Source organism: Acidobacteriaceae bacterium (genome assembly GCA_028283655.1).
In the GTDB taxonomy this organism is placed as follows: Bacteria; Acidobacteriota; Terriglobia; order Terriglobales; family Acidobacteriaceae; genus Granulicella.
In genome coordinates, this window is record JAPWKE010000003.1 from 2,748,937 (window position 1) to 2,772,631 (window position 23,695).

Annotated in this window: 13 protein-coding genes and 2 tRNA genes; 5 read left to right on the forward strand and 10 right to left on the reverse strand. The window is 57.1% G+C overall.

Annotation, left to right across the window (positions count from 1 at the left end; translation table 11 throughout):
• The first annotated feature begins 40 nt into the window (after positions 1–40).
• Together PW792_14480 and PW792_14485 are read left to right on the forward strand one after the other, a co-directional pair.
• Positions 41–1,645 (forward strand): glycoside hydrolase family 88 protein, encoded by a 1,605-nt coding sequence (locus PW792_14480; protein MDE1163128.1) that lies wholly within the window; start codon positions 41–43, stop codon positions 1,643–1,645.
• Positions 1,605–2,153, forward strand: coding sequence for a GDSL-type esterase/lipase family protein (locus PW792_14485; GenBank protein MDE1163129.1), 549 nt, complete (start codon positions 1,605–1,607; stop codon positions 2,151–2,153). Before PW792_14480 ends, PW792_14485 begins: the two co-directional genes overlap by 41 nt.
• An 87-nt stretch (positions 2,154–2,240) precedes the next feature.
• Here PW792_14485 and PW792_14490 read toward each other — a convergent pair whose 3' ends face one another.
• Together PW792_14490 and PW792_14495 are read right to left on the reverse strand one after the other, a co-directional pair.
• Positions 2,241–3,647 (reverse strand): carbohydrate porin, encoded by a 1,407-nt coding sequence (locus PW792_14490; protein ID MDE1163130.1) that lies wholly within the window; start codon positions 3,645–3,647, stop codon positions 2,241–2,243.
• Between the two features lie 75 nt (positions 3,648–3,722).
• Complete coding sequence (locus tag PW792_14495; protein MDE1163131.1) at positions 3,723–5,954, reverse strand: glycoside hydrolase family 3 C-terminal domain-containing protein; 2,232 nt, start codon at positions 5,952–5,954, stop codon at positions 3,723–3,725.
• A gap of 193 nt (positions 5,955–6,147) precedes the next feature.
• Here PW792_14495 and PW792_14500 point away from each other — a divergent pair, with 193 nt between their 5' ends.
• Positions 6,148–7,410, forward strand: coding sequence for a hypothetical protein (locus PW792_14500; GenBank protein ID MDE1163132.1), 1,263 nt, complete (start codon positions 6,148–6,150; stop codon positions 7,408–7,410).
• A 158-nt stretch (positions 7,411–7,568) separates the two neighbouring features.
• The gene (locus tag PW792_14505; protein ID MDE1163133.1) at positions 7,569–8,738 is read left to right on the forward strand and encodes a phosphoserine transaminase; all 1,170 of its coding nucleotides are present in this window, start codon (positions 7,569–7,571) and stop codon (positions 8,736–8,738) included.
• 358 nt (positions 8,739–9,096) lie between these two features.
• Here PW792_14505 and PW792_14510 read toward each other — a convergent pair.
• From PW792_14510 to PW792_14520, 3 genes are all read right to left on the reverse strand, one after another.
• Positions 9,097–9,171, reverse strand: a tRNA-Val gene (locus PW792_14510).
• Between the two features lie 76 nt (positions 9,172–9,247).
• Entirely contained in the window at positions 9,248–9,550 is a 303-nt protein-coding gene (locus PW792_14515; GenBank protein ID MDE1163134.1) for a hypothetical protein, read from the reverse strand.
• Between the two features lie 43 nt (positions 9,551–9,593).
• Positions 9,594–11,207, reverse strand: coding sequence for an adenosine deaminase (locus tag PW792_14520; GenBank protein MDE1163135.1), 1,614 nt, complete (start codon positions 11,205–11,207; stop codon positions 9,594–9,596).
• Between the two features lie 248 nt (positions 11,208–11,455).
• On the opposite strand from PW792_14520, the gene PW792_14525 reads away from it, so the two are divergent.
• Positions 11,456–11,530, forward strand: a tRNA-Phe gene (locus PW792_14525).
• 97 nt (positions 11,531–11,627) lie between these two features.
• Here PW792_14525 and PW792_14530 read toward each other — a convergent pair.
• The 5 genes from PW792_14530 to PW792_14550 all read right to left on the reverse strand — a co-directional run bounded on the left by PW792_14530 (position 11,628) and on the right by PW792_14550 (position 23,613).
• A complete protein-coding gene (locus PW792_14530) occupies positions 11,628–12,923 on the reverse strand; it encodes a PepSY-associated TM helix domain-containing protein (protein ID MDE1163136.1) in 1,296 nt (431 codons plus the stop codon).
• Between the two features lie 15 nt (positions 12,924–12,938).
• Positions 12,939–16,064 (reverse strand): TonB-dependent receptor, encoded by a 3,126-nt coding sequence (locus PW792_14535; protein ID MDE1163137.1) that lies wholly within the window; start codon positions 16,062–16,064, stop codon positions 12,939–12,941.
• A gap of 261 nt (positions 16,065–16,325) precedes the next feature.
• On the reverse strand, positions 16,326–17,885 hold the full coding sequence (locus PW792_14540) for a VWA domain-containing protein (protein MDE1163138.1): 1,560 nt from the start codon (positions 17,883–17,885) through the stop codon (positions 16,326–16,328).
• Positions 17,886–17,979: 94 nt separating this feature from the next.
• On the reverse strand, positions 17,980–19,443 hold the full coding sequence (locus PW792_14545) for a hypothetical protein (GenBank protein MDE1163139.1): 1,464 nt from the start codon (positions 19,441–19,443) through the stop codon (positions 17,980–17,982).
• Positions 19,444–19,656: 213 nt separating this feature from the next.
• Positions 19,657–23,613, reverse strand: coding sequence for a hypothetical protein (locus PW792_14550; GenBank protein MDE1163140.1), 3,957 nt, complete (start codon positions 23,611–23,613; stop codon positions 19,657–19,659).
• Positions 23,614–23,695 lie beyond the last annotated feature (82 nt).

Here is a 23,695-nt window from a genome sequence, read left to right on the forward strand (position 1 = left end):
CATACCCACAAAAAGCTCCACACAAGTACGAGGATTGATCGTGCCCAAAACTTCTGCCCGTTCCGCTCTGCTTTTCAGCGCGTTTGCTCTCGCCTCCAGCATCGGAGTCGCCCAGCAAAGCAAATGGCCTCAGCCTACTGCGCCGATGCAGGCTGGTATCGACAAAGACACATCGCGCCACTTTGGCGATGCTCCTGTCGACCCCGGACCGCTTGCCAGTGATCTGTCTCCGGCACTCACCCCCGCGGCCATCGATGCGGCAACGCGCAAGGTTGCGGACTGGCAATTGCGCGTCTCCGAGCCGTACTTCGAACACATCTGGACGTGGAGTGTTCTTTACTCCGGCTTCATTGCGGCTTCCGAATCTACCGGCGACCCGAAGTACCGCGAGGCCATGCAGCACATGAGCGAACACTTTCACTATGAGCTTGCCGGGCGCACGCCCAACGCGGACACGCAATCCATCGCACAGACGTATCTCGAGCTCTACATGCTGCAGGCAGCACACGATAGAGCATGGTCACCGGACCTCAATCAGACGATGGTTGCACCGACCCGAGCAGACCTCGACAATGTCATCAATCTGCCGACGGTTCGTGCGGGCGATCCTCGCATCCCATGGTGGTGGTGCGATGCCCTCTTCATGGCGCCGCCTGTGTGGGCGCGGATGTATGCCGTTACGGGCGACCACAAGTACATCGACTATCTCGACAAACAATGGGCCAACACCTATGCCGTGCTGTGGGACGCAGACGAGCACCTCTACGCGCGCGATGAAACGTTCAAATCGCAACGCAGCCTGAACGGGAAGAAGATTTTCTGGTCGCGCGGCGAAGGCTGGGTAATGGGCGGCCTGGCGCGCACGCTCGAGTACCTACCGAAGGACGATCCCCGGCGTGCTTTCTATGAACAGAATCTGCGCGACCTTGCCGCCGCAGTCACCAGGCATCTCGATCCGAAGACGCATCTACTGCACGCAAGCCTTCTTGACCCCGAGCACTTCCCGCTCGACGAAACGTCTGGCTCGGCGCTGTATCTATACGGACTGGCGTGGGGTGTGAATGAGGGCGTGCTCGACGCGAAGACGTATCGCCCTGTTATCGACAAGGTGTGGGCAGGCTTGCTGCACCATGTTTATGCGGATGGCCGCTTCGGCGGCATTCAACAGACAGGCGCAGAGCCTGCGTTCTATCCACCGTCCGCGTCTTTCACCTACGGCGTTGGTGGCTATCTGCTTGCAACCGCAGAGCTCAAGCGCATGTCGCTGGGTCACCATGCGCCTCCGCGTCTGGCACAGCAGTTGCCGCCTTATACGAAGCAGTTGCCTTCGTCCAAGGCTCCCAGCGCAACGACCGACCCAGCCAACCATGCGCATATCGAGCTGCCAACGCCGGCTGATCCAAACTTGCAAAATCTCATCCTTGTCGGCGACTCTACCGTGCGCAACGGCAAAGGCGATGGAGCCAACAACCAGATGGGATGGGGCGATGAGCTTGCCCAGTACTTCGACCTCTCCAAAATCAACGTAGTGAATCGCGCGATCGGCTGGCCGCAGCTCTCGCACCTACATCACCGAAGGCCACTGGGCGTCGACCCTGCCCTACATCCGCACTGGAGATGTTGTGCTGATCCAGTTCGGGCATAACGATAGTGGTCCGCTCGACGATGCTGCCCGTGCACGCGGCTCCATGCCGGGCGTAGGGGACGAGACACGCGAGATTGAGAACCCCGTGATGAAGCGCCATGAAACCGTGCATACCTTCGGTTGGTATCTCACGCAGTATGTGCGCGAGATTAAAGCTCGTGGGGCAACGCCTGTTCTTTGCTCCATGATTCCGCGCAAAATCTGGGTTGATGGCAAGGTGCAACGCACCACCGACACCTATCGCGGCTGGACTCGCACGATCGCAGAGCGCGAGCACGTTCCATTCCTCGACCTCAACGAGATCATCGCGGAGAAGTATGACGCTCTGGGGTCCGCAGCCGTCGAGCCGCTCTTCGGAGACGAACACACGCACACCACAGCGGCGGGTGCAATCCTCAACGCTCAAGCCGTCGTTGCCGGTCTGAAGGCGATGCCGAACGACCCTGTGGCCAAGGACTTCTCCGCGCAAGGAGACTCCATTCGTGCGTTCTCCCCTGCCTCAAAATAATCATTACCCCAACAAACAAAACACGCTGTATGCCTGCGATTCCAGCCAGGCATACAGCGTGTTTTTGTTACAGCGTAGAGCAGCGTTTTAGAAGAAGATTCCAGCCTGAATCAACAGGTTCAGAGAGCTCTTCGCCTTGGGAGCGATCTCCGGGCCGTTGGTGTAGCTGATACCCGGGGACAGATAAAAACCGCGAGCCATACGAGCGGTGTAGCTTGCCGTCAGACTTGTGGCGCTGTTCCAGTACTTCTCACCAGCCGCAGCCGCCTGATACTTCGCATAAGGGCTGTAGGTAGTGTGCGAGGAGACGATGCTCGCCATGTCCATGGGGCGCCGTGCAAACGGGCTGATCATGTAAACGCGCGCTTCGTAGTACTGCGTGTAGGAGTTCTGAACAGCCGGCGCATACATCGCGGAGAAACCGCCGTAGATACCGCGGTACGGAGCGGCCTTGTCCGACTTCCAGAGCTGACGATCCGCGAGCAGGTAGCCGAGGTAGTTGTTCGTCGTCTGGCCACCCGTCTTCAGGTTCGTGAAGTGAGTGGTGTTGTACATATAGCCGCCACGCAGCCACATCTGATTGTGGTCCTTGTCAGAAGCCTGCTGATAGCCACCCTCGTAGATCGTCAGCAGACCATCTCCCTTGGGCTTGAAGCGCAGACCGATGGTGTCGCGTCGAGCCTGCTCTACGCCACCCTTCGGGTCCATCGAACGCTGGAAGCTGTACTTGGTGTAAAGCTTCTTGGTCCAGTGATAGTTCACGTTAAAGGCGGGCGTCGTCATCGGCAGGTACGACATACCCACTTCAAACGGCAGCGAAGCAAACACACCGAGCGAGCCCGATGAAGCCTGTCCACCAATAGCCGTACCAACAAACTCGAAGTCGTTGTCGATGTAGCCGCCCTTCAGCTCGAGTTTGTTGTGGAAGAGGCTCTGGTAGTAGCTGATGTTGCCGAAGCCAATATCGTTCGGGCCGCCAGCGTTCCAACTGATCTTCTGAATCGTGCCCATGATCTCAAGCTGTCCACCGCGAATGCCGAGCTGACGCAGATCCCATGTCAGCACAGGATAATGCGAACTCTTCCATGTGGGGCGCTGACCGGTGAAGGTCTGCTGCGCGAGGGGCACAGGAGGAGAAGTGGTGTTGTAGGTGAATTCGTTATCGTCGATATCGAAGAGGCCGATGCCCTTGCGTGCCAGTGCCTGGCGAACAGGGTTTTTCAGGCCAAAGAGCATCTCGGAGAACGGCGGCAGCTTGAGGTACGTGCCACGGAAGTTGAGATCTTCGATGTCGCGGCCACCGGGGTGCTCGTAGTCATAGGGCTTCGGCTCGGCGGCCTTTACCGCCTGGGCCTGCGGACCGATGGACGACGAAGAGTCCGTGCTGCTCTGCTGCGCTACAGCCGTTGAGGCAAGAGCCAGCAGCAGAGCCACTCCTGCTCCGGCCTTCTTGCCATGAGCAAGGATGCGTTGTTGAGTTTCGTGGAGGTACATAAGTTTTCTCTTTCTTTACAAACACGGGGAGAAGCCGGATGCCACAAGGCCTTCGCCTTGGAGCATCCGCTTCGACTACTTCAACGACACAGCGTTGTTGAGGGTAAGGTCGCGTGAAGAAGCACCAACCAGCACACGATAGGAACCAGGCGTAAGCTGCCAGTCGTTCTTCGCGACATCGAAGAGCGACAGCATCTTGCGGCTGACCGTGACCGTGGCTTCCTTGCTTTCGCCCGGGGCAAGAGCCAGCTTCGACCAACCCACCAGACGATGTGGCGGCTCACCAGCTGCGGAAGGAAGCTCAGCATAGACCTGTGCGATCTCCTCACCAGCGCGCTTGCCTGTGTTGCGAACCGTGAAGTGAACGGTCAGGCCTTCAGCCGTGGGCTCAACGGAGAGCTTCGAGTAAGCATAGGTGGTGTACGAGAGACCAAATCCGAACGGGAAGCGAACGTCCTTGTGTTCTGCGTCATACCACTTGTAGCCAACCTTCAGCTTCTCGTCGTAGTGAACGTTGAAGGTGGGCAGGCCGTTGCCGAGATCACGCATGAGATCGGTGAGCGACTCGCCCTTCTTGATCGTCGGCTCCGAAGCCTTCGGCGTCGGAACGAGTTCGGGACGGGGCAGATCCGCCTCTGCAATGGGGAACGTAACAGGCAGCTTTGCTGTCGGGTTCACTGCACCAGAAAGCACGCGGGCAAGAGCCTCGGCTCCACGAATGCCGGGGAACCAGGCCTCGACAATGCCGCTGACCTTCGGAGCCCAGGGCATAACGATCGGTCCGCCGGATTCAACAACTACGACGGTCTTCGTGTTCGCCGCGCTCACGGCGTTGATCAGCTTCTCCTGATCGGGGCTGAGGTGCAGCGTCTTCTGGTCAAAGCCTTCTGCCGACCACTGGTAGCCGAAGACAATCGCAACGTCGGAGTTATGAGCGAGCTTGGCAGCTGCGTTCACATCGCTACCGCTGTTGAAGGTGACGCTCGCATTGGGGAACTCAGCACGAATCGCCGCCAGAGGAGCATCGCGGAACCAGGCCGGACGGATGAACGAGTCAAACACGCCGTTGCCCGGAGGAGGAGGAGGAACCGGCGTGCCGCCTGCAGGATCTACCTGTGCGGAGCCGCCACCACCAACCACGCCGACATCCGCATGACCGCCGATGATAGCGATCTTAAGAGGCTGTACGGGGTTCAGCGGCAGGAGGTTGCCCTCGTTCTTTAGCAGCACGATGCTCTTCTCTTCCAGAGCCTGCGCCACCTTGTAGCCATGATCGACGTCGACGACGCCCTTCTCAGCTGGGTGATCGATGATGCCACTGGAGAACTCTGCGCGCAGAATGCGTACGACGTGGTCATCGAGTTCGGCCATCGAAACTTCGTGATCTTCAACGGCCTTCTTCAGCGGTGCGCCGTAGAAAAAGTCGTTCGGCTGCTCCATATCGAGGCCTGCGTGCGAGGCCTTCACCGCGCTGTGCGTGCCGCCCCAGTCCGAAAGCACGAAGCCGTCGAAGTGGAAGTCGCCCTTGAGGACATCCTTCAGCAGATAGTCGTTCTCGCAGGCGTGGTCGCCATTGACAAGGTTGTAAGAGCACATCACGGCAGAAGGCTTGGCGATGCCGAGCGCAATCTCAAACGCTAGCAGATCGCTCTCGCGCATGCTGCGCTTGTCGATGATGGCATTGACGGCGAAGCGGCCGTTTTCCTGGTCATTGATCGCATAGTGCTTGATGTCGCTAATGACATGCTGCTCGCGCTCACCCAGCATCAGGTTGCCGTCCATCGTCCCAGCGAGCAATGGGTCTTCGCCGGCGTACTCGAAGGTGCGACCGTCACGCGGCTCTCGGGTCAGGTTCACGCCGCCGCCGAGGGTCATGTTGTAGCCCTGCAGGCGAAGTTCGGTCGCAATCAGCGCACCGTACTCATACGCCGAGTGCGGCTCCCAAGAGCTCGTTGCTCCCAGAACGCTGGGCAGCGCCGTGGAGTAGCGTCCGTTCGCCGCACTGCGGGTCACGCCATATGCTGCGTCCGCCATCTGGATCGCCGGGATGCCGAGACGCGGCACACCAAGCGTCTGACCTGCGCCGCCGTTCGAGCTTGCCGGGACACCTTCTTCACCGGGCATACCGTAGCCGTGAACGAGGCCGATCTTTTCATCCAGCGTCATCTCTTTCAGGACGAGGTGAGCGCGCTGATCCGGGGTGAGGGACTTGTTGTCCCACGCATGCGTCTGGGCCGAGAGGCTCGGCACGAGCGTCGCGGCGAAAGCAAGCGGCAGACCCCAGCCAAGCAAATTCGAATTCTTCATGATTCTTCCTTCCTCGTTTGTGGCGGTCTAGGACTCGAAAACCGCTTTCATCAAACTCGCCCATAGTCGCGAACCTGCAGGGTTGTTTGGGAAGGATGGATACGGTAGTGATGGCGTACTAAAACATAAACACTGCAATAAAAAGACTTACGTTATACGTAACAAGCCACTTGATACACTGAAACAGGACAAAATGGCGATAGCGAGCACGAGCAGCGACGATTGGAAGAGCCCGGCAAGTAATGTAGCGGTGCTCGCGCAGCTTGAACTGCTGCTCGCCAGCCCGCTCTTCAACCAGAGCAAACGCTACCCGGCGTTCCTGCGCTACGTCGTAGAAAAAACGCTCGCCGGAGCGGAAGACGACCTCAAGGAACGGACAATTGGCGTCGAGGTTTTCGGCCGCCAACCGACGTACGACACCAATCTCGATCCCACCGTACGCTTGACTGCCGCCGAAGTACGCAAACGGCTGGCACAGTATTACCAGCAGGCCGAGCATGTGCAGCAGCTTCACATTGAGATCCGCGCCGGGTCCTACGTCCCGACCTTTGTGGGGCAACAGATAGCAGAAGCTCCGCTGGCTCCACTCCCCGAACCGGTCGCCGCTCAAGCGTTGCTGATCAGCGAAACGCCACAGCCGACAGTTCTGTCCAGTTCCGCTCCCCAAACACCTGCAACAAAGCGAGCGCCCCTGGCATATGTAGCAGGACTGTTGCTGGTCGCCGCACTCGCCACCTGGTTCTGGACGAAAACACGGAGTTCGCAGGCTGAATCCGGCATTTTCTGGTCGGCGATCCTGCAGGACCCCAATCCCGCTCTTCTCGTCGTCCCGGACCTCTCCCAGGCGAACATCCTTCCGCGTCCCGCCGAAAACCCAGACACCTCGATCCTCGCGCATATTACAGATAGCCATCTGGTTGACTTCAACGACAGCCTCGCGCTGTCGAAGCTAAGCGGCAAGCTGGGACAGGCGGGCAAGCCCTTCACCCTCAAGCTTTCCTCAGACGCAACCTACTCCGACCTGCAGCTTGGCCCTACGGTGCTGATCGGAGCAGCAGATAATCCGTGGAGTCTTCGCCTCCTGCAGCCGCTTCCGTTCTCGGTAGCGCAACGTGGTGACTCCTGGACCTACGACATTCTGCGGCGCGACAAGCCAGCCGAACATTCTTGGTTCGTCGATTTCTCGCAGCCGTACACGCACCTGCAGCAGGATTACGGCATCGTGGCCAGACTGAGCGACACAATGACAGGCCATCCCGTGTTGATCGTGGCCGGGCTTGGACAGAACGGCACAACCGCAGCCGTGCGTCTGCTAACCGACCCGGAGTTGCAGAAGGTAATTGAGAAAATGGCCCCGCCGGGATGGTCCGGCAAGAACCTCGAGATCGTCTTTCGCACCCAGATCATTCAGGACCGCTTCGGCCCTCCCGAAGTTGTCGATAAAGCGTTCTGGTAGGCCACGGCCTCTGAGAGTCCGCAGCCTGTCGTTCTGCGTCCAACAGGTAAGTAGAGCTACGCCTCTGCGACTCGCACAAAGAACCGGCGGAGAGCCAAAGGTTATTCTTAAGCAACCGCTACATTTCGTGGAATAGACAACGCACAGAAGGATTCGCAGTGAACGAGCAAAACGTACGGCCCGCAAAACTCCCCTCCAGCCCGAACTTCTCTTCTGGCCCGTGTGCAAAGCGACCAGGCTGGTCTCTCTCTGCTTTGGATGACGCACTTGTTGGCCGCTCGCATCGCTCGAAGCCCGGAAAGATGAAGCTGGAAGAGGTCATCACTCTTTCGCGCGAGATCCTCGGCATCCCCGAGGACTACCGCATCGGCATCGTTCCCGGATCAGACACAGGCGCCATCGAAATGGCTATGTGGTCGATGCTCGGAGAGCGCGGAGTCGACGTGCTGGCATGGGAAAGCTTTGGCAAAGAGTGGGTGACAGACATCACCAAGCAACTCAAGCTGACAGACCTCAACGTCTACGAAGCAGAGTACGGAGAGCTCCCAAACCTCGCGCAGGTCGACACGAACCGCGACGTCGTCTTCACGTGGAACGGAACCACCTCAGGCGTGCGCGTACCGAACGGCGATTGGATCTCTGCCTCGCGCGAAGGCCTCACCTTCTGTGACGCGACCTCTGCCGCCTTTGCGATGGATCTTCCGTGGCAGCTGCTGGATGTCACGACCTGGTCCTGGCAGAAGGTGCTCGGCGGTGAAGGCGCCCACGGCATGATCGTTCTAAGCCCACGCGCTGCCGAACGCCTGAAGACCTACAAGCCCTCGCGCCCGCTCCCGAAGATCTTCCGCCTGGCCAAGGGTGCCGAGCTGATCGAAGGAATCTTCAGCGGCGAAACGATCAACACGCCATCGATGCTCGCAGTAGAGGATGCACTCGACGGACTACGCTGGGCAAAATCCATCGGCGGCCTCCCGAAGCTGATCGCACGCGCAGAAGCCAACCTCTCAGCAATTTCGACGTGGTTGGAGAAGAGCACCTGGGCAGCCTTCCTTGCCTCGCAGCCAGAGACAACTTCCTGCACCTCGATCTGCCTCAAAATTGTCGATCCTGAGTTCGTGAAGCTAGACACCAAGCAGCAGGCGGCCTTCGTAAAGTCATTGACGGGGCTGCTCGAAAAAGAAGGCGCGGCATTCGATATCGCCTCCTACCGCGACGCTCCTCTGGGTCTTCGCGTCTGGGGCGGAGCCACCGTGGAGACCAGCGACATCAACGATCTCCTGCAGTGGCTTGACTACGCATTCGCAACCGCAAAAACCAGCCTGGCCTAATCAACCCGGTAAAGAAAACCCAAAGCGGCCTCGATCACTCAAGATCGAGGCCGCTTCTGTTTGACCCTAAAGAAAGTCTTGCCATTTAGCTTGATGCTCTATAGCTCGATAAAGCGGTTGCTTGTGCCCTTGCAGCCTCTCGAAGAACAAACGGCGAAGGAAGGAGTGGCGGGAATCGTGGTCTGGAAGAATGGGAAGCAATCATAGCAGGATTTTCCATGCCCAGCCGGGCCGTCACACATCGCCAACGGGCATTGATTGAAACGTCACAGCAGTGCGATATGCCGTATTATTTGTCGTACAGCAGGCACGACTCGGCTAGAGTCAGCTAGTATTTATTAATACTAAAGGGTTTATATGGTGGGCACAGCAGGATTCGAACCTACGACTTCCACCGTGTGAAGGTGGCACTCTACCGCTGAGTTATGCGCCCATCAGTTGCAGCAACCTGCAAACCAAAGACCGTCGGAAAGCGCCCACCGCGTTCTCGACTCTTCGAGTATACACCGCTAGAAGCCGCCGGATTTGGTGACAAAGCCGAACTTCATCGCCAGCCCGAGCGCCAGGGCCAGAGCCATCGCCAGCGTCGTCAGCCCCAGAGCCCTGAAGCGTTTGCGGGCAGCTTCAATCGCTGCGATCAGCACATACAAAACGAGCATCAGCACCAGGCCGTCGAAGACGAAGTAGCGCGTCGTGCCCACCTCTGTCCGCCACATCGGCAGTGCGCCAACCGCGGGCAGGAAAGAGCCAACACCAAACACCACCAGAAACAGCAGCATCTGCAGAAACACAGAAACAATCTTCTTGAACACAGTTGGCTCCTTCGCTTGCCTCGTCTACGTCAGTACATGCAGTCTAGTGCGAAACACTTCCCGCGTGGCCTTCAAAGATCGCCAGCCGGTGCTCCAGCTCCCACTGCGCCGCAGCCTTTTCATTCGCGTTCAGAAAGCTTGCGCAGCCAGCGCTCGGCTCAGACTTCTCCGTAATGGTAGCCGAGCACGCGCCCACGCGCTGCGTGTACCTGTCCTCTGCCGTCCACAGGCTCTTGCCCGGCATAAAGCTGTGCTCCAGTGACGTTCTCGCAGACTGCTTCAGGTCCGCATACTCCAGGTGCTGCTCCATCACCGCGCGCACGTACTCATGCGTCAGATCGATCCGGCTTACCCCCTCGTCGTCCGTGCAGATCGAGTACGGAACATGCGCCGCGCGGTACGCCGCCAGTGGGTGGTCCGAACCCTTCACACCCAGGATCACGTCGTTTGACGTCAGGTTCAGTTCCAGCGAGATATGCTTCGCTGCCATCTCCTTCAGCAACTCCTCGGGACGGTCTTCATACAGCACGTCGACACCATGTCCGATGCGCTCCGCATGACCCAGTTCCACAGCCTCGCGGATGTGAAAGGTCAGCCCCGCCGGAGGCACCAGCCCGGGAGCAATCTCACCAGCATGAAGCGTGATGTGCACCTTCGGGTACACCGAGTGCAGGTACTCCAACATCTTCATCTGCAGGTGGTAGTCCTGCATGGAGACGCGGCCATCCTCGGCCATCACAAAGTTGATGCCGACCACATCCGGATCCGCGATCGCAACCTCAAAGCCCAGCAGCGTCTGTGCAAACACCTGCTGCGGAGCAAAGCCGCGCAGCACCTGGTAAAGCCAGTGGATCTTCACCTTGCACGCCGGGTTGGCGTGGGCCTGCGCGTCGCAGTCTTCCATCCTCCGCTGCGCGGTCTTCGCGTCCGCAAAGGCCTTGCTGTCGACCGCCACCTCATCGCGCAAGCCGCCCGCTAGCAGCGCATCGCGCAGCTTGGCAAAGTCGGGCATCTCGCCGGGGAACTTCGGCTCCGGCCAGCCAATCGTTTTCGCGATCGAGATCGCGTGACCGAACGGCGGCGTCTGCATGATCTCGAGGTACTGCTCGTTCTGCGTCGCCGCACGCGTGGCGACTTCGTCCAGCCAGTCGCCTGCATCGCGGTCAGCGCCAAAGCGCGCAAACGTGGCGAAGAACTGATCGTGGCCATTGATGCCCTGCGTGGGCACAAACGCCCGCATGGAGAAGCTGTCGACCATCGCGTCGTAAAGCTCCTGATTCTTCATCGCCTCGCTGGCAGGCACAGCATCCTTCGGGCATCCCTTGCCCTCAGCCGACACAAGCTTCACCGCACCCTGCCCAACCGGCACAGCTGGAGTTCCCGCGCTCACCGCCGCCACGCAGAGCCCCTGCTTCACGGCCTCTGCGATGAACGTCTCCGCATACACGGCACCGGAGAGATGCATGTGCAGGTCCGCGCCCTTGGGCATGGTCTTCAACAGTGCATAGAGCTCCGGTTCGCCCTGCTTCTTCGCCACATCTACGGCATGAGCCGCGCGAACTTCGCCTGCGGTCAGCTTCTGCGCTGTAGACGCAACACAACTCACCGCCATCGCGGCCACACAAACCGGAACTACACTCCACTGCATTCGAGCCATTGAGAGTACGCCTCGCCTTCACACCGTTACATTGAGATTGCTAGTCAGAATACTGCTTCCTGCGCCTGCCCGCACAGCCGATTTGGCGATCCGGCCTCTGTCGGCTATACTAAGTTTCGTCGTCATCCAACGGTTGGTGCGCATACTGCGCCGCGACCGGTTCCCTCCCCTTACAGGCAGGCGAAAGAAGGAAACGCAAGGTAACGAGCGCTCTTGGCAGAGCTCGTCGCTTCAAGTTGTTATGCCAAGGCCAGATAGCTCAGTGGTAGAGCGCGGCCCTGAAAAGGCCGGCGTCGGCGGTTCGATCCCGTCTCTGGCCACCACTCCCTCCTTCGAAAATCAAGCAAACGTTTCGCCCCACGCCAGAACGTAAGCGTGAGGGAAATCCATGTGTTCGAAAGTATCGAGCGGCGCATCCGCCTAAGCGCGGCCCTTCGCCCATCCTCTGGCCATCACGGCGAGCGGCAGCAACAGCAGCAGCCACGATAAGACGTTCCAAACGCCATCCCCTAGCAGCGCAGACAACAGCCCGGCGAACGATAGCAACGCCAGCACGGCAGGCCAGCGATACACCATGGCATAAGGCTGCGGCTTCATGTGCGTCGCCCTCGCAGGAACGCGGCTCGCCTCTTCAGCCTTGCCCTTCTTGATCCAGAGCACGATACCGCTAATCAACACCGCGATCGCGGCAAGATCAAACGCAGCCCATAGGATCTTCAACGGCAAGCCACCATAGTCGCCGAAGTGCAGTGGGCGGGAGACCTCAAGCGTGTGGATGTACCAGGGGAAGCGAGCGGAGGAAGTAACGGTGCCACTCGTTGCATCCACCAACACGGGCGTGAAAATGCGCGAGGTGATTGGCGTGCGGCCCTTGGTATAGATGAGGAAGTGCCACGGCGTGCTGATCCGCGGATCAGGGTAGACGATGCCCGTCACCTTCATCTGCGGCAGTGCGTGGCGTGCGCTGTTCGCCGCTTCGTCAGGAGTGATGAGGTGCGCTGCAGGCGGATGGCCCTTATAGGGCGCCAGCAGCGTTGCCATGGAGTGCGTTCGCCAGAGCGCAAACAGCGGCGTGGAGACGGCGTTCATCGCACCCGTCACCCCAACCACCAGCATCCAGCACATCGCGGCTGCACCGAGCAGATTATGCAGGTCTAGCCAGTGTGTTCGGCGTGGTGCTGGGCGCACGGTCGCAAAGGGCAGGCGACGCATGAAGGGGCCGTAGATGACAAAGCCGCTGAGCAGCGCGAGCACGAACAGCAGAGCCATCGCTCCCATGAACAATTCGCCAGGAACGCCCGCAAAAAGACTGCGATGCAGCTCCAATATCTTGTCTACGAAAGAGCTACCCTGTGGGGCAGAGGAGAGCGGGGCTCCCGTGCGCGCGTTGAAGGTTTCAATAACGCGTGGAAGCTTTGCCTTCGCCTTCGGCGGCAGCATCAGCGCAACGTTCACCTTGGGCGAATCATCTTCGATCGTCACGAAGAGAGGACGGCTGCCGGGATGATCAGCCAGAGCGAGCTCTACAAAATGCTGCAGCGGCAGAGGAGGAATCTCCACTGCCGCTTCCTGCTTTGCAGGTTCAGAAAACTGTTGAATCTCGTCGCCAAAGATCAGTGGCAAGCCGGTGAGGCAGGAGACAAGAAGAAAGATCGTGCAGACAAGACTGGTCCACCGATGGAGCCAATACCAACGTCGTAGCGAATGTGAATGCATCGGTGAACCGTCCTGTTAGAAGTGTAGTTTCAGTGCAGCCTGCAACGAGCGCGGACCGCCTGTCTGGTACAGCGAGTTGAGGCCGCCGAGCTGGTTGTTCAGCGTGCCGCTTGCTGTTCCGAAGAGCGTAGAGCCTACAGTCAGGTTGTTGTACACGCCGCCGTAGATCGGATGGTTCAACACATTGAACGCTTCTACGCGGAAGAGCAGGCCAAAGGCACCATGGAAGGGGATGTCACGCTGCACAGCAACGTTGGCTTCCGCCGCATCATAGCCACGAACGGAGTTCCGGCCCGAGTTGCCTTCCACGTAGCTGGTGACGCCACCGACCGTTGTCGTGGCTGCGGTGAATGCAGCCGGATTGATCTGCCGACGGCTTGGCCCTGCATGGTTGTAGAGATAGACCGGCTGGTTCGCGACAACATTCGGGTGATAGTTCAACTGGTTGCCGCTACCGGCTCCAATCGTGGTGTAACCAATCAGGTCGATCGGCGGAGCCGAGCGGGCCGTAATTCGTGAGACCACCGACCAGTGCTGCAACAGGGCCGCAGCCGCGCGGTTCCCGTAATGCCCGGGGATGTCGTACGTCAACGCCAGTTCGAAGTTATTGCGGATGTCGAAGTCCGAAGCTCCGCGAAGCTGTGTGTAGACCGCCAGATTATTCGAGGCATCATCCAGCGAGTGAGACCAGGTGTACGACGCCAGCATCTGCAAACCGCGCGACAGGTGGCGATCAAACTGCACCTGCAGCGAGTTGTAGTTCGAAGACGCACCGTTGTTGGTCAGGATGAGATAAGCGGCGGTACCAAAGTTGGCGTTGCCAAGGTAGTAAGGAATGTACTGCTTGGACAGATAGAGCTGATGTCCCGCCGAACCGACGTACGTCAGCTTCAACGTCTGGTTTGCGCCAAGCCCCTGCTCGATAGCGGCGTTCCACTGGAAGCTATATGGCGAGCTCAGGTTCGGGTTGGTCGCGTAGACGCTGGCCGCGTAAGGAGCCGCAACGTTTGGCGCGGGGATGGCGTCGACCTGCGTCTGCGTCAGCGGGAACGCTGCGTTCACTACCGTGCTGGTAGCCGAAGAGCCAAGGCCGCTGTAACCCTGCGAAGCGTTTGCCGGGCCGAGATCATAGAAGAGACCGCCGCCTGCACGGAGGACCGTTTCATGGCCAGGCGTTTCATGGACGCGATATGCCAGGCCGAAGCGCGGAGCGAAGTTGCCATAGCGCGTCTTCCACAACGCCGTGCCCTTCGGGGCAACAGCAGCCGTGCGCGGATCAGCCGTTGTGATGGCGTAAGGATCGTTGCCGGAGTCATCGTGCGGCGCAGGGTTTACATCCCAGCGCAGACCATACGACAAGCTTAACCGCGGGGTGACCGTCCACTCATCCTGCAGAAACGCGCCGTAGTTGTTGTACGTCGGACGCATGGAGCCGGAGTACTTCTGCGCAATCACTGCAGACATCGTGTTCGAACGAAGACCTGCTTCGGTCAACGTATAAGCGAACTCATAAAGTTCAGGACGCGACTCCGATGTAAGCAAGCGGCGGTAATCAAAGCCCGCGTGCAGCGTATGGCGACCGAGGGAAGCGGTGAACGTATCGATAGCGTTGATCTGGCGCTGGCGTGTTGCCGCAGGAGCAACGTAGGTCAACGCATGAAGGTCATAAAAAATGTTGAAGATCAGCGAGTCGTGCGCTGGGTCAGCAAAGCCAGGCAGCGTACCTAGATCCAGCGGCGTGGCACCACCAAAGTTCGTGAGTGAGGCTGCGTTGTCCGCATTGTTGGCCGTCAGGTTGAATCGCAGGTCGTTGGTCATGCGCGGCGTAAAGATGTTCGTTGCGCCAAGAGTGATGAGCTTCGTCGATCCCTTTACCTGGTTCAGCACAGCAACGTTGCCCGAGTTACGCGTTTGAATGTTCGACGACGTGTAGGCTGCGCGACCGAAGAGGTGGAAGTGGTCATTGATGTTGTGATCGAGACGCAGCGAGCTGGAATCAAGCTGGCTGGGGCTGGAGTACGAAATCGAACTTGTCGCCAGTCCGTTACCCCGGTCCGTACCCGCATCGGGTGTCGGATAGGCGTTCAGGATCTTCCGCAACGTGGGATCAATCGTCGTATCGACACGTACCGATGCGCTTGGAACGCCAAGCAAAGTCGCGGCTACTGGTGTGCGAAGGCGCAGGCCCTCATAGGAGTAGAAGAAGAACGACTTGGAGCGACCATCGTAAATACGGGGCAGCCAGATCGGGCCACCAATGGTTCCCCCAAAGTCGTTCTGCTTTTCAGCAACGCGTGGCTGATCAATTGCTTTGTTGAAGGTGTTGTTCGCATCGAGTGCTTCATTGCGAAGATACTCAAACGCTGTGCCGTGCAGGCTGTTCGTACCAGAGCGCGAAACAATGGAAAACTGTCCACCAGGAGTGCGGCCGTTTTCTGCCGAAAAGCTTGATGTCGTCGCGCGGAACTCCTGCAATGCATCGACGGAGAGCAGGCTCTGCGTCGTGCCGAGCACGGTCTCGTTCGGCGTCTGCCCGCCAAAACCTGCACCATAGCCAATCGCGGAGGGAGAAGCGCCTGTATTCGCGGCTACGCCGTCAACGATGAAGTAATTGCCTTCAGTGCGCTGGCCGTTCACAGTGATTTCGCCGCTCTCACCTTGCCCAGAACTCGGTACCAGCGTTACGCCCGGAACGGCGGTCAGCAAGGACTGAAAGCTGCGACCGTTCAGGGGAATGTTATTCACGAACTGACGATCAATTACCGTGCTGACCGTTGCGTCCGTAGTGTTGATCGCAAGGTCTGCCGTGCTGACCGTAACAGTCTGCGTATCCGAGCCCACATGCAGCGTCACATCGAGCGAAAGCTTTCCTGCGACCTGCACCCGAAGATGCTCAAAGCTACGCGGCTGGAAGCCCGGAGCCTGCACCGTCAGCGTGTACTCGCCCGGAGCAAGAGCCGGAGCAAGATACAGTCCGCTCTCATTTGTACTTCCCTGCCAACGTACATGCGTCGCTGCATTTTCAATGAGGACCGAGGCGTGAGGCACAACGCCCTGCGTCGTGTCTCGAACAAGCCCTGATAGCTGTGCGCTTTGCGCCGCACAGACTCCGGTTGAAACTAGAAGCAGATTCGAGAGCAAAGCCGCTCTCCGTGATGTGAACAGCATAGTGAGCTTTCCTTTATTTCAAAACGCAGTCGTGCGAGGCCGCGCAAGCGCGGGCCAGGTTGCAGCCTTGACTGATAGTGGTGAACGACGTGCCGCTCTCTAAGCGAAACGCAGTTCCTTAAAAGTATGGACCCAAGGCAACTATACACGACCACAACAGTCGCATTTCTAAATGCGACTGTTTTTCGCCCAAAAGAGCCTGCTCAGAACGGTGCGAACCAGCAGAGCGACCGCTTATCGAACCAACTGATCAGCCGTTCCGAGCTTCCCTGTTCGCTCGTCGCGTATGACGAAACGTACCCTCGCAGCTTTACTCGATACCAGGAAAGGAAGGTCATAAACGACCTCGGCGTTCTCTGTTGCAAGGGGAGGCTTCACCAGCGTCTTTCGAATGAACACATAGCTTTGCCCAGTAGCCTTTCCCTGGGCCGAGAAGCTCACGGCAAACAGCGAAGCATCATCAGTAAACGTGCCGTTATCTTGAAACGTCCAGCTCAGATCCGCAGCCCTGACGTAGACCCGGTATCCTCCTGCTTCGGCCTTCTCCGTTGATTCGATATGGATTGCGCTATACCTCATCCGATTCGTTGCCGCATTGGCCAAATCGGCAACTTGTGTTTTCTGTTCTGCCTCTGTGATCTGCGTCTCTGTTGGAGCTGGCTTGGCTGATGCAACCGCGTTCGGAGCGTAGTATCCCTGCCGAGTCTGCACATAGAGCCCCGGGCGCTTCAGCAGCACACGGATATGACGATAATCCGCATCGTTGCCGTCGCTGCTATGCGGCACGTAAGACAAGGTGTAATAACTTGCACCTTCCCGCAGGCTGCTTTCGATCTGTTGATCGATGTCATTGCGGTTGTAGATAAACCGGCCGCCAGTAAGCGCGGCCAGGCTCCCGAAACTAAGCACGCCTTGATCAGGCGCATCCCCTGAAGTCGTTACGCCTGCGAGTGCTGTTGGATCGGTGTCATCTCCTGACAGAATCGAGGTCGGCACCATGCCTCCACCGACTAAGCCTTCCGGAGCAATGACAGAGAGTGCAACACGCGCGCGCAACATAACGTCTGTTGCCATTTGAAGAGAATCCTTAAAAGACTCCAGGGCCTGCTCGGAGATGCCATCGCCAGTAGGGTCTACCGCCGGAAAGCCCTTTCCAATCCAAATGATGTTCTTGCGGCCGGGTACTCCTAACTGAGACTTCGCAATCTGCTCCAACGCACCTAGCGTCATGATGATGCGCCTGCCACTTCCTGCTCCCATCCCGCTGACCTGTGGATTGACAGGCTTATAGCTCTGGATCGCGTCGAGCAGCGACTTGCGGTCTTGCGTATAGTCCCGCAGCACCATGAATTTATCTGACCGCACAACAAGCAGCATTGTCGGTTGTGCCAATACATCGGACTGCAGTTTTAAATACTGCTCAATGCACTGCCTTGAGTACGCTACGTCCGAAAATTTTGGAATCATTTCATCAAGAACAAGAATTGTGACGGGCGCCGTTCCGATGCTGGCCAAATCGGTAGAAGACCGTACTACGATTTTTCCGGCGTCTCCTGGTAGCTTGTGAGACTGAATAGTCTCAAAGTTCTTGATGACTTGCGTTTGCTTATTTTCAAGCACCTCGAAGTCTTCTTTTCGCAGGTCCGTGACGATACTGCCATTCTTATCGGTTACCACCACATCCAGAGATACAAGCTTTGAGTACACCTGTAACGCCGTGGGAACGTCACCCGTCTGCCCGTACATCGGAATAGCCAGGGCACTACAAAGCAGCGCAACTACGAATGATTTCATCGATCCTCGTCAGTACCTTTATGAGCCGAGCGCGATTTCTGAACAGTATGAAGGCGCCGTGGCCGCTCCATCCATGTAAGCCACGAAAGATTCGCTACTCAGGAATAAGCCGAAACTCTTGATTCACAGATGAGTTGCATACGGAGGTTGTGAGTATCTGCTGAGCAAGCCCGACGGTTAGACACTCTTCGCTGTCCGTATTGCCGCTGGTGGAGTAATCGGCAAGCTTGATGAACTCGTAGTACCCGTTACCCAGAGACACAACCTGCCACTGCTGATTTGCGGTCGCGGTTCCCGACGACGTAAGTTGACTCAGCACAACAGTTCCGTTTGTCCCATCCCATACTTCGCTGATGCCAGTACTCGGATTTGCCTGTTGATAGCTAAAGCTCTTTACGGTGTACAGCCCAGTACCCAGCGAGCTAAACATCCATCCCTGGTTGAGCAAGGTATTACAGGCGTTTGCAGAGGGAACAGTACCGGCATTCGTATCGATACATAGAGGGCTTTGCGCGGCATCGACGATCTGGTAGATAACGTTAGGTGAGACCGTTGGAGATAGGACGACAGAAAGATTCTGGATCCAGCTTGAGGTCGAATCAAGATTTGCAGATGTCCCTTGAGTCCAGAGCACGCCTCCACTGACCGGGCTACACGCCGTGGCGCTGCCTGCAGCAGAACAACTACCGGCGGCAGGAGTCAGTGTCGACAGCACCGCTCCACACGCGCTACTGGTAGGAGCGTTGCAGCTCGCAAGATCGGCCAACTCCGCGTTCCACTCCAAATCCGTAAGCAACCCGTCCGCAGTCACCGCGCTGACATACGGTGAAATATAGGGATAGATAGGAAGGTTGATCCCATTAGCCTGATTGATGGCCGTGTCACTAATGATTGACTGCGCCAGATTCTGATCCCAAAGTGCGTGTGTCGTCCAGCGTTGGTACATCGTTGGGGCAAAGAAATCAAAGGACGCAGCACCCCCCTTGAAGAGTTGCGCACGGATGGCATTGAAGCCTGAGCTACTACTCGGGATGTAATTACTGTTCCAATCGTAGTCATACATGCCGATTTTGGCATTGGGGTAAATAGCACGGGTCCAGGCAATCATCTGCAAAAGCAATGTCACGGCATTATTTGCTGCTGCCGTCGACGCCTCTTTGCTAACAACAAGATTTTCGTAATCAAAGATAATTGTGCTGCTCGACCCAAACGCCTTGACGTACGTTTGCAGACTCGCCTGGAATACAGCCTGCGTGGGCGCATTAGGACATCCCGTAGCAGAGCACGTTCCGGGCCAAGCCGTCTGGCTATAAAGAACGGCTGCACGCATGGTTCCAAGCGTTTCTAACACAGCAGAAGAGTTGGGGTAGTTTGTATTGTCGTAGACGACAAAAGGAGATGGAGTCGCCACAGATGCGGGCGTTGTCACGGCAGTGACAGAAGTACGGCCCCCACCGCAACCGCCACAGAACAGCATGACAACCAGCATGAGCGAGAAGCCGCTCTCCCATACCGAAACCGCATTTCTTGCACGAACAAACTTTCTCGTGATCTTCATGGGCTACACCTTTTATGTTTCTCGTTGTGCGGCGAATAACGCGTGCTTGCAATACTCAGACAGCCAACAACCGAATCCTTGCGTAACCGATATAACCCTAGCTCTGATTCACGAACCAGAAATGAGCGCACTGACTACAGCAGCATCGGGCCGCTCAATTGAATTCTTCAAACAGAAAGAGTGTTCAATTGAGCTACCCGATGCTGCTCCCTATCAATTCGACGATATTTTGAGGCTCATCGGAATAGTATGCGTTGTGCCTCCTGACGATTTAGCGATCAAGCTGAAGGAGTAGGTTCCATTTGGCGTAACCATAGTCGGACCACTTCCGTTACAACCAGTCAGACACACCAGCACCCCAATACAAGCAACAGCCATCGCAATTCTTCGAAGCGTGGAACGACGACGGAAGAACAGGCAAGCCATTAGTGCGGCGAACGCAATTCCTTCGGGGGTTCTGCGCGTTAGTGGATCTTTATGCAAAGATGCTGCCGAGCTAATTGTCGTTACGGTCAACGTGACTGTTTGCGCCACACCAGAGAGTGTGAGCGACGAGCCAGAAGAGAATTGGCACGCGGAGTTCGCCGGTAGACCGCTGCAGCTCAACGCAACCGACGTTGTCCCAAAGTATGGAGTGATCACAAGGCTCGACACTCCGGAGTTTGCTTCTGTTACAGAAAGGCTTGTGGGTGTTGCGGTGAAGATGAAATCACCAGGCTCGGTCACCGTTGCCGACGTTGAGGAAGAGAAGTTTGTTGTGTCCGGCACGAACTCTGCACTCAGTGTGGCGCTCGGAATTCCCTGGCCGCTAAGCGTAAGAACGGCTGCTCCTTGGGCGTTGATCGTTACGGTTCCCAAGGTGGTCGTGCCACTCAGGAAATTCACCGATCCAGTGACACCTGCCACTGCAGAGCTCACCTGTGAACTCAAAGTAACCGTCGGTGTCGCTGCCGTTAGATCTGTGGCTACGGACAAGGTTGTCGTTGTTGCGGCCGGAGTAATTGTAAGACTTAGCGAACCATTGCTCGTGGCGTACTGCGAATCAGAGCTATAGACAGCCGAAATCGTGTCTGAGCCTGCAGTCTGAGGGAAGCTATAAGCCGCTACGCCCCCGACGATTGCTACCGTGGCCGGCGTCCCTCCATTCAGCGAAACCGCAACAGTACCCGTGGGAGTACCCGAACCAGTTACCGGCGCCACCGTGATGGAAACTGCGATTGGCGTCGTCCCTGTATATGCGGATGGATTACTCGTAGGCGATACAAGAGTAATCGTCGTGCTGGTCTGATTGAGCACCACACCGCTTCCTGTCAGGTTGACCGTTGCGGCACCGTTTGTGCCAGCATCCGACGGAAATACCAGTTGTGCCGAATAAGAGGTCGTCGCCACCGGAGTGAACGTCGCTAACAGACTGCAGTATGTTGCCGCTGGAAGGCTGGATACTGACAGCAAGCAACCGCTGCTGCTGCTTCCAGTCCCAACGGTAAAGGCACTGGATCCGGTCAAAGTATCGATGGGTGTCCCACTGAAGTTGATGGTTGCCGTTCCTGCATTCATAAGCTCAACATTCGCAGTTCCGGGCGTCGTACCTACGTCGAGCAAGCCGAAAGCAACTGCAGCTTGCTGTCTGTTGTAGACCTTCACATTTCCCGCCCCCATATCCGCGACATAGAGATTTGCACGGCTATCAAGAGCGAGAGCCGAGGGTGCAGTAAGCCCCGTGGTAACAGAGTAGGCCGCCCCTGAAGGTGTTACGACACCTGCCTGCAATCCGGCACTATCCAACACATAAAGGTTTCCGGCAGCATCCAAAGCCATATCTGCGGGTGTATATCCCGTCGTGGTGACGGTCGTTTGCGTACCTGAAGTTGAGGGAATTTCGACAACTCGATTATTTCCCGAGTCCAGAATGTACAAATTGTCTGCGGCATCAAAGCTGAGACGCGTAGGGCTGCTAACGCTCGTCGTCAGTGTGCGAATCACACCAACAGATGAGATTTGAACGATACGATTATTTCCCGTATCAGCTACATACACGTGCCCTTGGCTATCGACAGCAACACCTTTAGGCGCGCTGAATGAGCCGGTAAAATATGCCGTCGTATTTGCAGCCTTGCTGTACTCTGCGATTCGATTATTTCCCGTGTCAGCTACAAATACATTGCCCAGGTTGTCAATAGCCACCTCGCTCGGAGAAGACAACCCTGTGCTGAGTGTCGTCGCCGTGGATGAGCCACCGACATACTCGATCAGTGATGCGGAAGCCGTGTCAGAAACAAACACATTTCCTGCGGGATCTGCAGCAACTCCTCCCGCTGAAAGACTAGTACCGAGATTCGACTCTGTTCCTGGATCAACAACCAGTTCGGCACCTGTAGCAGTGCCGCTTACTACAAGCTGACTGATAACGCTCCCCGCGGCATTCTCCGTGCGAACAAATCCGCGAATTACTCCAGGAATCGTTGGTGAAAATTCTAGATTCAACGAGCACGTTGCTCCAACGACCAGACTCGCACCAGAGGTGCAGGTGCCTCCCGTTGCAGTCTGAAAGTCCGTTGTCGTGACACCTTCCGCACCTTCGCTGGTCGCTCCCAGCGTCTGGCTGGTGAGCGACGAGAACATTACGGTCTGCACCGCTGACACAGAACCCGTAGCAACTTGCGAGAATACAGGATGGAACGATAACTCGTGCAACACCCCGTATGTTCCATCTGTCACATACAGATTTCCTTGACTATCAAATGTGAGATTTTGCCCAAGCAGACCGAGCACCCCTTGGACTGCAGGGCACCCATCACCCAACTTGTCAGTGGTTTTGCTGCCGTTTGCATTCGTCGACGAACAAGCCACTCCAGAACTTGTTGCAGTCTGCCCTCCAGTAGACGTTAGGGGGCCACCAGCGATTACCGTGGCGATCTGCGTTGCGGCATCAATTTCCCAGATACGCCCTGTACGATCCGCGACATACAGATTCCCCGCTTGATCGAATCCAAGACCGAATGTCGCGTAGTTCGTTGTTGCCCCGCTCGGAATCGTAAATTTTGCAGATAAGGCAGTCGTTCCTGAGGTGGAGATCGTACCTCCTCCAGCAATGAGGTAGATGTACCCCACCTGAGGGTTGGTAATGCCAGGTAGCGTTCCGCTACCGTTATAGACCGCGCGAACCTCTCCTGACTCTTCCTCCCCGATGTAGAGATTTCCATTTGAGTCAAACGCCAGGGCGTAGGGCAGGTTCATCTCTGCGCCACTGATCGGTCCTGAGTTACCAACGTCGCCTGCGGTACAGCTGGCCTTCGTTCCTTCGACGCATCCTGCCGATCCAATATAGGTAGACAGCAGGCCTGTTGAGGCGGTGATCAATCGAATCGCATTGTTTGCACTATCGGCAATATAGATATTTTCATTTGCATCGATCGCAATCCCACGAGGGCTATTCGTCTCCGCCACGCTTGCAGCAACCCCAGGAGGTAAACCGTCACCCGAGTAGCCACCGGTACTCGGTACAATAATTGCATAGGAGTATCCTGGCTTCGGCGTGATGGCAGTAGTCGGGTTAGCCCACACGGCGTTGAGCATCTTGGTATATTTCCCCGACGCATTTGAAACAAAGAACGATCGAAGCCGAACATTATCGCCAAAGAAAACATTTCCATCGCTATCAAGCGCCAACCCAACCGCTGCGCTCACAAGCACCGAGTCACCAACCGCACCGTTGACACCATTACCAGTGGCCGTGCCGCTACCAACAAGAAGGTAGATATAACCCGGCTGGACGGTAGTGACACTGTAGGCTGCATTCGCTGCAATAATTGCAGCCGACAACGCCGCTCCCGACTTGTAGATAACGCGTAACTCTTTGTCAGTCGAATCCGCGATGTAGATATTGCCAGAGCTATCGACAATGCTGGACTGTACTGTCCCAAGAGTTGCCTGGCTCGCCGGGCATCCATCCCCATAAGCCGTATAGTGCGCAGCACATACAGCGGTCACGCTACCACCTGCAGGAAGTCCTGCAACCGTTGTCATTGTTGGAATGGAAAGCAACGTTGAACTCTGCGCGGAGGCAGAAACCAAGCCGGCGAAGCTAATGAGCCCCGCGCCTATAGAGGCGGCTCGCAACACAGGAGTAATTACACGTAGGATTCTGGAGCGTATTTCTGCGATGCCCATACGGAGTACCTCGATACTGGAAGATAGTTTGCAGAGATTTGTTACAACACAGTGGTTGGCTATACGGCCGTGTCTAGTTCTG